Origin of the sequence: Ilumatobacter sp., assembly GCF_046290335.1 — a bacterium.
Taxonomy (GTDB): domain Bacteria; phylum Actinomycetota; class Acidimicrobiia; order Acidimicrobiales; family Ilumatobacteraceae; genus Ilumatobacter_A.
The window spans coordinates 796182-812143 of record NZ_JBKAGH010000001.1; the positions used below are offsets into that span (position 1 = coordinate 796182).

The 15962-nt window shown below is 67.1% G+C and carries 15 protein-coding genes; 13 read left to right on the forward strand and 2 right to left on the reverse strand.

The features are described from left to right. Nucleotides 1-27: 27 nt before the first annotated feature. Nucleotides 28-1104, reverse strand: coding sequence for an aldo/keto reductase (locus tag ACE37B_RS03625; protein ID WP_409921916.1), 1077 nt, complete (start codon nt 1102-1104; stop codon nt 28-30). 43 nt (nt 1105-1147) lie between these two features. After that, entirely contained in the window at nt 1148-1969 is an 822-nt protein-coding gene (locus ACE37B_RS03630) for an SDR family NAD(P)-dependent oxidoreductase (protein WP_409921917.1), read from the reverse strand. Between the two features lie 132 nt (nt 1970-2101). Between ACE37B_RS03630 and ACE37B_RS03635 the strand changes: the two genes are divergently transcribed. From ACE37B_RS03635 to ACE37B_RS03695, 13 genes are all read left to right on the forward strand, one after another. Beyond that, a complete protein-coding gene (locus tag ACE37B_RS03635; protein ID WP_409921918.1) occupies nt 2102-2479 on the forward strand; it encodes an AtzH-like domain-containing protein in 378 nt (125 codons plus the stop codon). A 2-nt stretch (nt 2480-2481) separates the two neighbouring features. After that, on the forward strand, nt 2482-4473 hold the full coding sequence (locus tag ACE37B_RS03640) for an amidase (protein ID WP_409921919.1): 1992 nt from the start codon (nt 2482-2484) through the stop codon (nt 4471-4473). Further along, nucleotides 4470-4964 (forward strand): cupin domain-containing protein, encoded by a 495-nt coding sequence (locus ACE37B_RS03645; RefSeq protein ID WP_409921920.1) that lies wholly within the window; start codon nt 4470-4472, stop codon nt 4962-4964. Before ACE37B_RS03640 ends, ACE37B_RS03645 begins: the two co-directional genes overlap by 4 nt. After that, complete coding sequence (locus ACE37B_RS03650; protein ID WP_409921921.1) at nt 4957-5706, forward strand: SDR family NAD(P)-dependent oxidoreductase; 750 nt, start codon at nt 4957-4959, stop codon at nt 5704-5706. The genes ACE37B_RS03645 and ACE37B_RS03650 overlap by 8 nt, the downstream gene beginning before the upstream one ends. A 28-nt stretch (nt 5707-5734) precedes the next feature. After that, nucleotides 5735-6451, forward strand: a complete 717-nt coding sequence (locus ACE37B_RS03655; protein WP_409921922.1) for a GntR family transcriptional regulator — start codon at nt 5735-5737, stop codon at nt 6449-6451. A 140-nt stretch (nt 6452-6591) separates the two neighbouring features. Then, on the forward strand, nt 6592-7785 hold the full coding sequence (locus tag ACE37B_RS03660) for an ABC transporter ATP-binding protein (protein WP_409921923.1): 1194 nt from the start codon (nt 6592-6594) through the stop codon (nt 7783-7785). Nucleotides 7786-7841: 56 nt separating this feature from the next. Further along, the gene (locus tag ACE37B_RS03665; protein WP_409921924.1) at nt 7842-9068 is read left to right on the forward strand and encodes a PotD/PotF family extracellular solute-binding protein; all 1227 of its coding nucleotides are present in this window, start codon (nt 7842-7844) and stop codon (nt 9066-9068) included. 1 nt (nt 9069) lies between these two features. Further along, nucleotides 9070-10878, forward strand: coding sequence for an ABC transporter permease (locus ACE37B_RS03670; protein WP_409921925.1), 1809 nt, complete (start codon nt 9070-9072; stop codon nt 10876-10878). A gap of 93 nt (nt 10879-10971) precedes the next feature. After that, a complete protein-coding gene (locus tag ACE37B_RS03675; protein WP_409921926.1) occupies nt 10972-12093 on the forward strand; it encodes a Rieske 2Fe-2S domain-containing protein in 1122 nt (373 codons plus the stop codon). Further along, nucleotides 12090-12896 (forward strand): creatininase family protein, encoded by an 807-nt coding sequence (locus ACE37B_RS03680; protein WP_409921927.1) that lies wholly within the window; start codon nt 12090-12092, stop codon nt 12894-12896. The genes ACE37B_RS03675 and ACE37B_RS03680 overlap by 4 nt, the downstream gene beginning before the upstream one ends. Beyond that, nucleotides 12896-13900, forward strand: coding sequence for a Rieske 2Fe-2S domain-containing protein (locus tag ACE37B_RS03685; protein ID WP_409921928.1), 1005 nt, complete (start codon nt 12896-12898; stop codon nt 13898-13900). Before ACE37B_RS03680 ends, ACE37B_RS03685 begins: the two co-directional genes overlap by 1 nt. 10 nt (nt 13901-13910) lie before the next feature. Further along, nucleotides 13911-14942 carry a Rieske 2Fe-2S domain-containing protein gene (locus ACE37B_RS03690; RefSeq protein WP_409921929.1) on the forward strand — a complete coding sequence of 344 codons (1032 nt, stop codon included), beginning with the start codon at nt 13911-13913 and terminating at the stop codon, nt 14940-14942. Further along, on the forward strand, nt 14939-15961 hold the full coding sequence (locus tag ACE37B_RS03695) for an isopenicillin N synthase family dioxygenase (protein WP_409921930.1): 1023 nt from the start codon (nt 14939-14941) through the stop codon (nt 15959-15961). The genes ACE37B_RS03690 and ACE37B_RS03695 overlap by 4 nt, the downstream gene beginning before the upstream one ends. The last annotated feature ends 1 nt before the right edge of the window (nt 15962 follow it).

Below are 15962 nucleotides of genomic sequence, written 5' to 3' on the forward strand. Positions count from 1 at the left end.
TCGTACTGGCTCCTGTCGTGCCGGGTTCTACTCGGTGCTCGATCGCGCCCACAGGTTGACCTCGCCGTCGACGGCATGGACGTCGATGGCGAGGAGTTCATCCTGGTCGAGCGCAGGGCTCTCGAGCGCGTCGAGGGTGTCGTCGAGTTGCTCGACGGTGCGCGCTCCCACGAGCACCGTCGCGATGCGCGGGTCGCGCAGCGTCCACTGGACCGCGAGTTGGGCGAGGGTCTGGCCTCGTCGTCGGGCGATGGCGTCGAGCGCTCGCACGCGGGCGAGATTGGCGTCGCTCAAGAACTCCGGGCGCAACGGTCCCGGCGCCGACGCTCGCGAGCCGGTCGGGATGCCGTCGAGGTACTTGTCGCTCAAGAGCCCCTGCGCGAGCGGTGAGAACCCGACGCAACCGACGCCAGCGTCGCCGAGCACGTCGAGCAGTTCGTCCTCGATCCACCGGTTGAGCATCGAATACGACGCCTGATGGACCAGGCACGGCGTGCCGAGTTCGGCGAGGATCGCGATCGCTCGCCGCGTCGCCTCCGGCCCGTACGACGAGATGCCCGCGTAGAGCGCACGACCCGACCGCACCGCAGTGTCGAGGGCCCCCATCGTCTCCTCGAGTGGCGTGTCGGGATCGAACCGATGGGAGTAGAACACGTCGACGTAGTCGAGTTGCATGCGCCGCAGGCTCTGATCGAGGCTGGCCAGGAGCGACTTGCGCGATCCCCATTCGCCATGCGGCCCGGGCCACATCAGGTAGCCCGCCTTGGTCGCGATGAACAGTTCGTCGCGGTGGGCTCGCAGATCGGTGGCGACGATGCGACCGAAGCGCTCCTCTGCCGACCCGGGCGGCGGGCCGTAGTTGTTGGCGAGGTCGAAGTGGGTGACACCACGATCGACGGCACGCCGAACGATCCGCCTGGGCTCCTCCTCGCCGGCGGCGTCTCCGAAGTTCTGCCACAAACCGAGTGAGATCGGAGACAACAAGACACCGCTGCGTCCGGCTCGTCGATACTCGACGCCGTCGTAGCGATCTGGCGCCGGGCCGACGACCGCGTCGGGACGTTCGTCCGGGGTGGGTTCGTCGGGTTGCTGATCATCGGTCACTTGTCGACTCCGTTCGTGCTGGTCGTGCTGGTCGTGCTGGTCGTCACCAGGTGCACATCCCACCGGTGACGTTGAGCGCTTGCCCGGTGATGTACGAGGCGTCGTCGGAGGCGAGATGCGCGACGGTCGCGGCGACATCGTCGGGTGTGGCGAGACGTCCGAGCGGACTCGCCGCCGTCCACGACGCAATGGTGGCGTCGTCGCGGGACTCGGCACCGAGTTCGGTCAACACGTAGCCAGGACACACCGCGTTGACGGTGATGCCGAACGGACCGAGTTCCTGTGCGGCGATGCGCGACAGGGCGACCAGCGCCGCCTTCGATGCGGCGTACGCCGATTCACCGGGCGTCCCGAGCTTCGCCGCCATCGACGCCTGGTTCACGATGCGGCCGGCTCCGGCCGCGATCATCGTCGGTGCGACGGCCTGGATCGTGGCGACGCAGGCACGAACGTTGAGCCGCTGCACGGCATCCCATTCATCGAGGCTCGTGTCGAGCAACGAACGCTTGAGGAAGCGTCCGGCGTTGTTGACCAGCAGCCAGCACCCACCGAGTTCGTCGAGGAGTTCGTCGAATGCCACCCTCAGGGCGGTGTCATCGGTCAGATCCGCGACGGCGTGACACCCGCCGAGTTCGGCCGCGACATCGCCCACGTCGAGGTGCCGATCGATCAGCCCGACGACCGCTCCCTCGTCGGCGAGACGTCGCGCGATCGCTGCACCGATCCCCGCCGCCGCGCCGGTGACGATGACCGGTCGCCCATCGAGCCGGCCAGAAGACGCCGAGATGGAGAGCGACGAGGACGTCGACGAGGGTTGCGGCGCGTCGCCCTGGGGCTCGTTGCGGTGCTCGATCGGTGTGTCCACGACGGCGGTGGTCTACCACTCGAGTTCGGCGGATCAGGGTCCACTCCGTTGCGGCTGTGTGAACTCCCGCAGCGCGACGACGTTCGTCGGGCCGAAACGTGGCCGAAACAGAGTCGTCCTACCTTCGCGTGGGTGCACGACGCAGCCGACGACGAACCCGCCGCCATCCGGCGGGCAGCTCACGACTACGAGGCGGCGCTCGTGTCGGGCGACACGGCATCGGCTGCCGGTTGGTTCTGCGACGCCGAGCCCGTCAGCCGTTTCGGTCCGGAGGGCCAGCAACTCGGCGTGGCTGCTGTCGTCGGCCTGCGCCAGTCGACCGAACCGATGCCCGAGCCCACGTGGCTGCACGACGAGGTCCGCATGCTCGGTTCCGACGCAGCGCTCCACCTGGCGGTGCTGGACCGAGGCGGGTTCCACATCCAGCGCACGCAGGTCTGGCAACGCGGGGCGTCCGGGTGGAGGATCTCGCATGCGCACGTGTCACGCCTCGCCGGTGTCACGTCGTGACCATGCGCCGCATCGGAGCCACCCGGCGAGCCTGGGAGACCGACGGTGAACTGGTCTCGCTCGTGCCGACAGCCCGAACGACTCGGGTCGTCGAGGTGGACGCGCAGCCAAGCCGCCTTCGTCTGGATCTCGCTCGGACAGCGGTCGTCATCGTCGACATGCAGAACGACTTCTGCCACCCGGACGGCTGGCTGGGCTCGATCGAGGTCGACGTGACCCCCGCTCGGTCACCGATCGACGCGCTCGTGTCGTCGCTCCCCGCGATGCGCGCCGGCGGCGCAGCCGTGGTGTGGCTCAACTGGGGCACGCGTCCCGACCGGGCCAACCTGCCACCGAATGTCGTGCACGTCTACGACCCCGACGGCCGCGGCGTGGGGATCGGATCGAGCGAGCCGACCGGCCACCCTGTCCTGCAGACCGGCTCATGGGGCGCTGCGCTCATCGACGAACTGGTCGTGCAGCCCGGCGACATCGAGGTCGACAAACACCGGATGAGCGGGTTCTGGGACACCGAACTCGATTCGGTCTTGCGCAACCTCGACGTGTCGACGCTCCTGTTCGCCGGGGTCAACGCCGATCAGTGCGTGCTCGCCACGCTGATCGACGCGGCATGCATCGGCTACGACGTCGTCATGCTCGACGACGCGTGCGCCACCACGTCCCCGTCGTACTGCTGGGACGCGACGGTCTACAACGTGCGGCAGTGCTTCGGGTTCACCGCCTCCCTCGCCGACATCGCCACCGCGACCCTCGTTCCGATCGACACGGTCGGTGCGTTCGTCGGCACGCCGGCGGTACTCGAGCGCGGCGCCTCGACCGGCCCGCTCGCCGGGCTCGCGCTCGGCGTCAAAGACCTCTTCGACGTCGCCGGCACCGTGACACGGGCCGGGACACCCGACTTCGGGCGAGACCGCTCCCCTGCCACGTCCTCGGCGTCGGCGGTGACCCGACTCGTCGACGCGGGTGCGACCGTCGTCGGCCGAACGGTGACCGACGAGTTGGCGTTCTCGCTGTCGGGCACCAACGTGCACGACGGCACCCCGGTCAACGTCGCAGCGCCCGGTCGCGTGCCGGGCGGATCATCGGCGGGTTCCGCAGCGGCGGTCGCCGCCGGACTCGTCGACTTGGCGCTCGGCACCGACACCGGCGGTTCGATCCGCGTGCCGGCGAGCTACTGCGGCCTCCACGGTTGGCGCCCGACGCACGGCGCTGTGCCGATCGATGGGGTCGTCGCGCTCGCTGCGTCGTTCGACACGGTCGGTCTCTTCGCCCGAGATCCGGCGGTACTGCTCGCGGGAGCTCGAGCGCTGCTGGGAGCGAGCGACGAGCCGGCCGCCCCGCCCGGCGTCTCCGATTTCCGCCTCGTGGCCGAAGTGTTGGCAGACGTGCGAGCAGAGGTCGCCGACGAACTTCGCCGAGTCGGACGCAGCATCGGCGCCCACGAGTCGCCGATCGCACTCGGCGTCGACCTCGCAGAGGCAGTCGCTGCGTTCCGAGCGATCCAAGGCGACGAGGCCTGGGCCGCTCACGGCGAGTGGATCACCGAGACGCGACCGAACCTCGGCCCCGGTATCGCCGCCCGGTTCGCCGGCGCATCGCAAGTGACCGCCGCCGACGTCACCGCCGGGCTCGTCATCCGCGAGCAGGTCGAGCGTGCGATCGTCGAGGCCACCAGCGACGGACGGATCCTCGTGGTGCCAGCCGCCGCCGGCGCTGCTCCGCCTGCAGACATCGGTGCCGACCGCGAGCGTCACGAGACGAACCGGATGCAGACGCTTCGGATCGAATCGCTCGCCGGGCTCGCCGGCGCACCCGTCGTGGTCCGCCCCCTCGCCACCGACGACGGCTTCCCGCTCGGCATCGCCTTCATCGGCGCCCCGGGATCCGACCTCCAACTCCTCCGTGCCACCGTTTTCGATGCAACCGGGCTCGACACTCCACCATCGGGCGCGTTCGTTCGCGACGGCGCGGTCCGGGACAGGACCGCACCGTGACCATCGCATCGACGTCCCTGCACGATCTCGCGAACGCACCGTGCCACCACATCTCAGCCGGCGACACCGTCAAGCTCGCCGTGGTCCGGGCACCGGAGCACGCCGACGACGTGTGCGTCTCCTTCGAGGTCTGGGAGCCCGGCGGGTCGCAGCCGCCCAACAGCCATCCGCGGTCGGTCGAGATGTTCTGGTTCGTCGCTGGTGAAGGGATCGCGACGAGCGACGGAGTCGAAATGGCGGTGTGCGCTGGCCAACTCCTCGTCCTGCCGCCGGGATCGGTGCATCACATCCGCAACACCGGTCCGGGCCGCATGTACGCACTGACGACGATGTCGCCCGATGACGGATTCGCCGACCTCATCACCGCGGGTCCGGCGACGATCCTCGACGACGACGATCTCGCAGTCGCGCGCAACCTGGCGCACTTCGACGTCACGGCGGACCTCGACGTCACGGAGGATCTCGGTGTCACGGAGGATCTCGGTGAGTGAGACGAGCGCCGTCGGGCGACCGGAGGCGACACCGCCGGCGCTCGACCCACGAACGATCCTGGTGACCGGAGCGTCGCGAGGCATCGGTCTGTGGCTCGTTCGCCACTTGCTCGATGACGGGCATCGGATCATCGCAGCCTGTCGGACTCCCGATCGCGCCGCCGATCTGCAGGCGCTCGATGTGCCCATCGTGCAACTCGACGTCACCGACGATGCGTCGATCCGCCGACTCGCCGACTCGGTGGCGGCGTACACCGAGCGACTCGACCTGCTCGTCAACAACGCAGGGATCAAGCAGGTGCCGGAGTTCGAATGGGAGGCGTCAGCGGGGCCGATCCCGGCGATGCAACGACCGGCACTGCTCGCCGTGTTCGACACCAACGTCGTCGGGCCCATCTTGGTGACGCAGTCCCTGTCGTCTCTTCTCGCGCCCGGCGCGGTCGTGCTCAACGTGTCGTCACAGCTCGGCTCGCTGTCGGGCAATGTCGGCATCGACTACGCCTACAACTCCTCCAAGGCGGCTCTCAACATGGCCACGATCATGATGACGCGCGACCCGGCGCTGGCGGGCACCGCGCCGGTGGCTCTCGTGCCCGGCTGGATGGACACCGACATGGCGGGCAGCGAAGCGCCACTGTCGACGCCGGTGGCCACGCGGGAGATCGCCGATCTCATCGGCCGCTTGGACGCGACGTTCACCGGTCGATTCGTCGATCGTTTCGGCGACGACGTCGCCTGGTGAACGCACTCCTCGGACTAGCGTGACCTCGATGTCGGGTGCCGATTCCGTTGCCGAAGGGCTGATGCCGATCTGGCTCGCGACGCTGGCGTCGGGTGAAGTCCTTCCCTCGGAGGAAGCACTCGCGAAGGCACTCGGGGCCAGCCGACCGGCCATCCGCGAGGCGTTGATCCGGATGGAGGCGAACGGCCTCATCCGTCGGCACCACGGTGCCGGCACCTTCGCCAACCCAGCGGCCCTCGACGCCGAAGTCCGACTCGACAACGGCCCCGACTTCGCTGACTCGCTTCGCGCTGTCGGGTTCGACGTCGTCGTCGAACTGCTCGACGCCTCGATCGTCGGACTCGACGAGCCGACAGCGACCAGCTTGAAGTGCGACACCGGTGTGCGCGCGCTGCGCACCTCGAAGCGGTGGCGCGCGGACGGTGTCGTCGTGGTGGCCGCAGTCGACCACGTGCCGTTGTCGCACCGTGCCGATGACACCACGGCACTCGACCTGGCGATGCAGCCAGTCCGCGAGGTCGCACATCTCGTCGGCCTGGGCAAGGTGGACTGGTTGTGCACGTGGCCGAGCGCAGCGGAACTCGATGCAGCCATCGCGCCCACACTGGAGTTCGACGCTGGCCGTGCGGTCCTCCAGATGGAGCAGGTCGGCATCGAGCGACACGGCCGGCGTGTCTTCCACGCACTCGAACACCACCGCCCGGGACTCGTCCAGTACGGCCTCGTTCGCACGGTGTCGGACTGACCGTCGCCCTCGAAGATATTCGACCGCGCCCTTTATGGCGTCGAAATCTCGCCGTAACATAGACCTTTTACCTTTGGGGTCATGTTCCAACTGCGGGTCGGCCGAGTGATGATGCACATCACGAATTGCAAGGTCGATCGTTGTCGACTGATCACCATCCGCCCAAAGAGCGCACGGCGATGAGCGAGATGACGATCGAGGCCGTACGACCCACGACCGAATCGATGACGTCGATGACGCCGAGCATCGACGAACCACCTGTTCAACTCCGGCTGGCGAACGTCTCGAAAACCTACTCGCCCAAAGACGGCAAGGTCCTCGACGGGATCGACCTCGACATCGCACGGGGCGAGTTGGTCTCGCTGCTGGGTCCGTCCGGCTGCGGCAAGAGCACGCTGCTGCGAATGGTCGCCGGGTTCATCAAGCCCGACGAAGGCCGCATCGAAATCGCGGGCGCCAACATCACACGCGTCCCGACCCATCGGCGAAATATCGGTATCGTTCACCAGAGTCATGCACTTTGGCCGCATATGACCGTGGCCGAGAACGTCGCCTTTGGCTTGGAGATGCGCAAAGTTCGGCGAAATGAACGCGAGCGTTTGGTGTCGGAAATGCTCGAAGTGGTGGGACTCGGCGGCTTCGATCGCCGGCTGCCGCCCGAGCTCTCTGGCGGCCAGCAGCAGCGGGTGGCACTCGCCCGCGCGCTCGTGATCGAGCCCCAGGTACTGCTGCTCGACGAACCCCTGTCCAGCCTCGATGCGAATCTGCGCGTCTACTTGCGAGAGGAGATCCGACGCATTCAGCGCGAGTTGGGCGTGACCACGATCTTCGTGACCCATGATCGCGAGGAGGCGATGGCCGTCTCCGACCGCATCGTGTTGCTCCAACACGGAAACATCGCCCAAGAGGGCTCCGCTACCGATCTGTATCGGCACCCGGACTCACTGTTCATCATGGCGTTCACCGGTGCGCTGGTGTCGTTCGACGGAGTCGTCGAACACGGCGACGTCCGAGTCGATGTCGGTCACTTCGGTTTGGCGGCGGCCGCCAGCGTTCCGGTTGCGCACGGCGATGCGGTCGTCGTCGCGATGCGTCCGGAAGACATCGGCGTGGCGTCGTCGGACGCCTACGACACTGTCGACGCGCTCCGATTCGGCGGGACACTCGACGACGTTGCCTTTCTCGGCACGAGCGTCGAAGCACGAGTCACGCTGTCCACGGGTCAACGGATCGAGATGCGGCTGCATCCGCGAGATCTCTCCACGCTGCCGCCGGTCGGCAACGCGATCGACCTGCAGGTCGACGCGAGTCATCTTCACGTCTTCGCGGCGTGAATCAGGCCGCTTCGGCGGCGCTACCCCCAACAACCACCACGTGAACAGGACACCTCATGCACTCACTTCCCCTTTCCGCCCGTCGTCGCACGACACGGGCACTCGCTCCGATCATCGCCCTCGGGCTCGTCGCTGCTGCGTGCGGCAGCGACGAAGCTGCCGACGAACCGGCTGACGAACCAGCCGAGACCACTGCGGAGGAGCCCGCCGAAGAGCCAGCCGAGGAGCCCGCCGACGAGCCCGCCGACGAGCCGGCCGACGAGCCCGCCGAGGAGCCTTCGGGTGTCGGCTTTGCTTCGCTCGACGAGATCGCAGCGCTGTGCCCGGCCGACATCGCGCCCGACAAGTTGGTCTTCACGACGTTCCCCGGCCAGCAGGAGGCAATGGACCCGGTGACGGAGATCTTCACCGAACTGACCGGCGTCGACATCGAGTGGCTCGAGAACGGCCTCGGCGACCGCCTCACCAAGTTGGCCGCGGAGAAGGGCAGCCCGACCATCGACGTCGCCCTCGTACCGATCGCTGAGACACCGGCGCTGCTCGCCAACGAGATCGTGGAGCCGACCAACACCGACCTGCCGAACTACGAGCAGCTCATCGGTCCGGCGAAGTACGACGGTGGCTACGGAGTCTCGGCGTTGCAGTTCGGCATCGCCTACAACCCCGAGTTCATCACCGAGGTACCCGACTCGTGGCTCGACCTGCTCGACCCCGCCTACTCGGGGGCGATCGCGCTGCCGTCGATGCCGAACTCCGGCGGGTACGCCCTGCTGTCGATGCTGTCGATCATCGGCGGCGGAGACGAGAGCGATCTGACCGCCGCGATCGATCAGATCGCTGCGTACAAGGACGATGCTCACTCCTTCATCGGCTCGTCGCCGACGGTCGAAGAGCAGATCAACAGCGGTGAGATCCAGATGTACCTCGACATCGGCGGTGTGGCCGTGCGCGCCAAGAACGAGCGCAACGTGCCCGTCGAGTTCGTGGTGCCGGCCGAAGGCGCACCGCTCAGCATCAACTCGCTCGTGATCCCGACCGGCAGCGACCACCTCGGTTGTGCGGAGGCGTTCGTCGCCTTCATGCTCGGCGAGGAGTCGCAGATCGCCTGGGCGGAAGCGTTCCTCTACGGCTCGACGAGCTCGGTGCTCGAGCTCGATCCCGAGTTGGCGTCGTCGCTGTACCCGGCTCCGGGTGCGACCGACATCGTCGACGTCGACTGGTCGGTCATCGCGGCGAACACGGCCGACACGCTCGACTACTGGAACCGTGAAGTGACGAGCTGACATGACGACGATCACCCCCACCATCACCGACGAGTTGGTGGCCGACGACTTCGAGCGCGCCGAGGACCCGGTCCCGGCGCGGCGGAAGCGGCGGTTGCCGGCGATGAAGATCGGTCCGGTCTCGCTGATCGGGCCGGCCATCGCAGTCGTGGTGGTGGGGGCAATCGGCCCGCTGGCGATTCTCATCGCCTACAGCTTCGGGCTGCTCGGCAACAACGAGCCGGCCGGAGTGGGCGTCTACTCCGAGATCATCAACGACGGGTACTACTGGGAGATCTACCTCAAGAGCGTCCAGATGTCGTTGATCGTGACGTTCACGTCGGTGCTCGTCGGGATGCCGCTCGCATTCGTGATCTCTCGAAGTAGCGGCTGGACGCGCACGCTGCTCGTCTCTGCCGTCGTCACGCCGTTGATGGTCAACATCGTGGTGCGCAACCTCGGGTGGGTCATCGTGTTGACCAACAACGGGCTGATCAACCGGGTGTTGCGGCCGTTCGGCCTGGAGCAGTCGCTGATCGGCACCCTCGGCGGGATCGGGCTCGTGCTGACCCACGTCGGCATCCCGCTGATCATCTTGCCGATGCTGACTGCAATCGACCGGCTCGACCCGGCCGAACGCGAAGCGGCAGGCGCGCTCGGGGCCCATCCGGTGATGACGTTCTGGCGGATCACGCTGCCGCGTGTCGCTGGCGCGATGGTGGCGGGCAGCACGCTCGTCTTCATCCTCGCCATGGGGTCGATCGTGACCCCGCGCTTTCTCGGTCAGGGCAAGGTGACGGTCGTCCCGACGCTCATCCTGCAGCAGATCGCCACCTACCGCTGGGAGCGATCGGCCGCGCTGTCGATTCTGCTGTTCCTCCTGGTACTCGGCTATGCGTTGATGGCGCAGCGCACGTCGAGCCGATTCTCGAAAGGTCGGTCGCTGCGAGCGCGGGTGCGCGGCCGATCACTGCGTCGACGACCGATCACTGCGATCGCCACGGTGATGAATCGCCTCCCGGTGATGGACCGTTCCTGGATCGCCGTGCGGCGGGTCTACATCGTGGCCGTCGTCAGCTTCCTGCTGTTCCCGATGGTGATCATCCTCAAGAGTTCGATCGATTCGTCGGCGACGCTGCAGGTCGGCTTCGACGGCTTCACCTTGCGCTGGTTCTCCGAGGCGTTCTCCCCCGACGGCTTCCGCACCGAGCTGTTGTTCTCGCTGCGTCTGGCGGTCGTCGCCGTCGTGCTCAGCCTCGTGATCTCGCTCGGCGCGTCGTGGGTGCTCGCTCGTTACAAGGTTCCCGGCAAGGACGCGATCATCGCCTTGCTGATGTCGCCACTACTCGTGCCGCAGGCGTCGCTGGCGATCGGTTTCGTGTTGTTCTTCCTCTGGTTGGGGACGGCACCGTCGTTCGAACGGTTGCTGTTCGCTCACCTCGTGATCACGGTGCCGTACATGTGTCGCATGTTGGTCACCGCGCTCGAGAGTGTGCAGCCGCAGATGGAAGAGGCGGCCCAGTCGCTCGGCGCCAGACCGCTGCGGGTGTTCTGGCGAGTCACCCTCCCCCTCGTACGCCCAGGTCTGTTCGCCGCCGTCCTGTTCGGCTTCCTCGTCTCGTTCGACGAGGCGGCGATCTCGGTGCTGTTGGCGAGCGGCGACACGACCACCTTCCCGGTCAAGCTGCTGGGCGCGATGGAGTTCCAGCCGACGCCGATCGGCGCGGCGATCTCGGCGCTGTTGATCGTGGCGCTGGTTGCCGGGATCATCCCACTCGAGCGGCGTTTCGGCATCGCCTCCAATGCCGTCGGCACGAGCAAGACGCCCTGATGCCTCAGCATCGTCGCCCCAGCCCGTCGTCAGGTCACCACACCCTCACGCCGACGACATCTTGCCGAAACAGAGTCCTCTTACGTTTGGAGCATGAGCATGAGCACTGGGGTCAGCGTGTCCGTCCCATCGTCTGAGCCGCACGTGCTCGACCATCCGGTGTTCCGCCGGTTCTGGTTTCCGCTGGTACACGTCACCGAGGTCGCACACGGCCCCGTGGCACGCATGCTGCTCGGCGAGGAGTTGGTGATCTGGTCGCCACAGCCGGGCGTGGTCGCCGCAGCGTCCGATCGCTGTCCGCACCGAGATGCTCGGCTCTCGACCGGCTGGATCGAGTCGTGCGGACTCGTGTGCCCCTACCACGGCTGGGGGTTCGGAGAAGACGGCGCCGCAACGAGGATCCCCCAGGTCGCCGAGGGCGCCGCGTTCCCGAGCAAGGCGGCCTTGACCATGTACCCCGCGGTCGAGCGATACGGCTGGGTGTGGGTCACCATGTCGGACGACCCCATCCTCGACATCCCCGACATCCACGAGTACGACGCCGTCGGCTGGCGCACGATCCGCGAACCCGAGTCGGCCTGGGACTGCACGGCGCTCCACCTGATCGACAACAACATCGATCCCGCCCACATCGCGTATGTGCACGAGAAGAGCTTCGGGACACCGTCGAAACCCGAGGTCGAGATCCCCGAGGTCGAACACCACGGGCGAGGAATGCGACTGACCTACGAGGTCGAGGTCGAAGGTCGCCCGGGCGAGATCGGGACCACCACGGTGAGATCGACGGTCAATCGTCTGCACGGCCCGTTCTTGATGTTGAACCGGATCACGTACCCGGACGGTCTCGTGCACCTCATGGTCAAGGCCTGTACGCCGGCGACTGCGACGACGACCCGACAACTCCAGATGGTGCTCCGCAACGACACCGAGGCCCAACGCCCGGCGAGCGACATCGTCGACTTCGATCACCAGGTCTGGGGCGAGGACCAAGCGGTCCTCGAACGCTGCTGGACCGACTATCGACTGGACCTCACCGGCAACGTGCATCTCAAGACAGACAAGGCGTCGATCGAGTACCGCCGATGGTTGCAGCGTCTGGTGACCGACGGCGATACCGCGACGCTCGCCGATCCCTCGACCGTCCAGATGGCCGACCCGGACGACGACGTCGTGAGCGACGCGGCGCCTGCAGGGACGCAACGGGGCGCGGCGTGATCGATTCGGCTCATGGTCGCCTACTCGCCGACCTCTCGACCGACGAGGCGGCCCGGCGGCTCACGGAGTCGTCGATCGTGATCCTGCCGCTCGGGGCCGTCGAGCATCACGGACCCCATCTGCCGCTGTCGACCGACCTGGTCATCGTCGACGAGGTCGCCTCCGCCGTCGTCACCGAGTTCGGCGACGACCTCGATCTCTGGCTGCTCCCTCCCCTGCCGTTCACGAAGTCGAACGAGCACGCGTGGGCGGCTGGCACCGTGTGGCTCAGCCCGGAGACGATGCTCGCGATACTGCGCGACATCGGTCGGGCCCTCGCGGCGCTACCGGTCCGCCGGCTCGTGTTCCTCAACGGACACGGCGGCAACACGAGCCTGCTCGACGTGGCGTGCCGAGAACTGCGACTCGAACACGGGTTCATGACGTTCCTGCTCCACCCGAGCCTGCCACCCGATCACGGTGGCGACGGGTCGCCGTTGGAGTGCGGTCTCGGCATCCACGGCGGGGCTGGGGAGACGTCGATGTTGCTGTACCTGCGTCCTGATCTCGTCCACCTCGACCTCGCCGTCGACAACGTCCCGACCTGGATGAACGACAACGAGCACGTGTCGTTCGCCGGCTCGGCCGGTTTCGGGTGGCTCTCCACGGACTTCGGCCCGACGGGCGTGATCGGCAACGCGACGCTCGCAACGCCTGAGATGGGCAAACAGATCGTGGAGGACTGCGTCGCAGCACTCGGCGCCACCCTCGCGGAGATCGCTCGCTTCGAGTTTCCCGATTCGGTCACCCAAGGTCGTCGCTGATGCTCGTGGGCGAGATGATGTTCCTGCGCGACCACTGGTATCCGGTTGCGGTCAGCGAGGAACTCACCGAGCAGGCCGCTCCACAGATCGTGCGGCTGTTCGGCGACGAGTACGTCGTGTGGCCCGTCGGCGACGGGTCGTATTCGGTCAGCGAGCCGTTCTGCCCGCACCGGTCGGCGCACCTCGGCGGCGGTTGGATCGCCGACGGTGAGTTGGTGTGCCCCTATCACGGCTGGCGCTTCGACGGCGGCGGTTCGTGCACGCTCATCCCGCAGATGGACGACGACCTGCCGGTGCCACCGCGAGCAGCGCTTCGGGTGTTCCCGACGATCGAACGCTACGGACTCGTCTGGACGTGCGTGGGCGAGTCGCCGGCGGACCCGCCCGTGTGGAAAGAGGCCGCCGAACACCCCGAGTGGCGCTTCCACGTGGAGTTCTTCGAGACCTGGAACGTCGCCGCGCCCCGCATCATCGACAACAACCTCGACCAGTCGCACGTCGCGTACGTCCACACCGGCACGTTCGGCGACCGCGATGACGCGACGATGCCGGTCTACGACGTCGAGGCGACCGCCACGGGCGGTTTCGTTGCGCGGATGACGATGACCCACCGGGGCGTCGGCGTGCAGAACGGCGTGACGACCGACGAAGACGAACGCCTGCAGCGATGCACCGAGGTCGAGTTGGTGGCCCCGCTGGTCACGCGCACGCGCCTCGACTACGGCGGAGTTGCACCCGACTACTGCTTCTTCAGCGCGATCACCCCGATCGACGACACCCGCTCGACGTACGTCCGTCTCGTTGCGCTCGCCGGCGACGAGGAAACGCAACCGTGGGATGCCTTCCACGCGTTCGGAACCCGGGTGAAGGAGGAGGACCGGTTCGTGCTCGAGAGCACGGTTGCCGATTTTCCCGTGGATCTCACGAGTGAGGTCCATCTGCGCTGCGACAAGATCACCCTCGACTACCGCCGCTATCTGATGCGCCAACTCGCGACTGTTTGAACGGAGCACCGTGTACGTCACCGAAGTCCCCGATTTCCGCAAGTTCTGGTACCCGATCGCGTTCGCCGAGGACCTGAACGCCGGGCCGCTCGCACGTACCCTGCTCGGCGTCGACGTGGTGATCTGGTCCGACGGCGACGGCGGCGCAGCGGCGGCCCACGACCTCTGCCCGCACCGCTCGTCGAAGCTGTCGATCGGACACGTCGAAGACGGCTGCGTCGTCTGCCCGTACCACGGATGGCAGTTCGGGGCCGACGGCAAGGCCACCCACATTCCGCAGCTCGATCCCGGCCTCCCGATCCCGCCCAAGGCCACGTTGCGGTCAGTGTTCTGCACCGTCCGATACGGCGTCGTGTGGGTCGCTCTCGACGAACCGGTCGGCGGGATCCCCGAAGTCCCCGAGTTCGACGATCCCGGCTTCCGATTCGTTCGACAGTTCGACGAGGTCTGGGCCGCCGCGGCGCCGCGGCTGGTCGACAACTCCTTCGATCCCGCCCATGTCGCGTACGTCCATCAGGGCACGTTCGGCACGCCCGAGAACGCACGCATCGAACCTCCCGACATCGAGTTCACCGACGAAGGTCTCGTCATGCGCGTGCTCGTCACGGTCGAGAACCACCTCGACATCGCCCGACGAACCAACGGTGTCGACGAACAACAGACCGTCCGCACGACCGAGAGTCGCCTGGTCGCCCCGTTCCTGCGGGTCATGTCGATCACGTACCCGAACGGACTGCGGCACCTGTTGGTGACCGGCATCGCGCCGGTCGACGACCGCCACCTGCGCCTCGTGCAGTGGGCGGCCCGCAACGACACCGAAGCCGACGTGCCGGCCGCCGACGTCGTCGCGTTCGACCGAGCGGTGACGCTCGAGGACAAGTGGCTGCTGGAGATGACGAATCCCGATTACGAACTCGAACTCGCACAGAACGTGCACATCAAGGTCGACCGGGGAACGATCGCCGTGCGCAAGATCTACCGCGAGATCGCCGCCGGCACGTGGCCGGGGCTCGGCGGGCGACTGTTGGAGACGGCGTCATGACGTCGGTGCCCGTCATCGACATCGCCCAGTTCGACAGCGGGTCGGCCGACGAGCAGCGACGTATCGCCGATTCGGTCGGCACCGCGTGCGAGGAGATCGGGTTCCTCGTCGTGACGGGTCATGGCGTGGCGCCCGGGGTCATCGACGACTTGTACGCGGTGGCGATGGAGTTCTTCCAGTTGCCGTTCGAGCACAAGCGCGAGGTCCGCTCGCCGGTGAACAACCTGTACCAGGGCTACGCGCATCCGGGCCCGAACCCCGGCGATCACACGAGCGAGCGCCAGTCGTACAACGTGTTCCGCTACGACACCGTGGCCGAAGCGGTTGCCAACGGCTATCCGCCCGACCTCGAGGGGTTGTTTTTCGATGCCTTGTGGCCGCGTGAGCCAGCCGGGTTCCGTAACGCCGTTCGGACGTACTACGCCGAGATGGAACGCCTCGCCGGGCGGCTGCTGACGATCCTCGAGTCGACGCTCGGCACCGACCCACAACGCTTGACCTCGATGCTCGACCACCATCTGTCGACGCAGGCGATCAACTACTACTCCGACGACATCGACTCGGGTCACGAGCGCACGCCGTACCGGTTCAAGGCACACCACGACGGCTCGCTGCTCACGATTCTCTATCAGGACGACGGCCCCGGCTCGCTGCAGCTCCATCGTCGCGGTTCGGGATGGATGGACGTTGCGCCGATTCCCGACACGTTCGTCGTCAACACGGGCGAGATCCTGACCCGACTGACCAACGGCCGCTACCCGGCGACGCCGCACCGCGTGCTGCATCCTCCGGCCGACGCACCGAAGGTGCCGCGCATGTCGGCGCCGTTCTTCTTCAAACCGGGTCTCGACTCGGTGCTCGCACCGATGCCCGAGTTGCTGAGCGCCGACGAAGAGTCGCGCTACGACCCGCACACGGGTCGCAGTTGGTACACGCTCAACCAGCGCAACATCGACAACGGATACGACTCGACCAAGCAGTACGAGGCGCTCGCCGCCGACGGCGTCCTGCCGGCCTGAG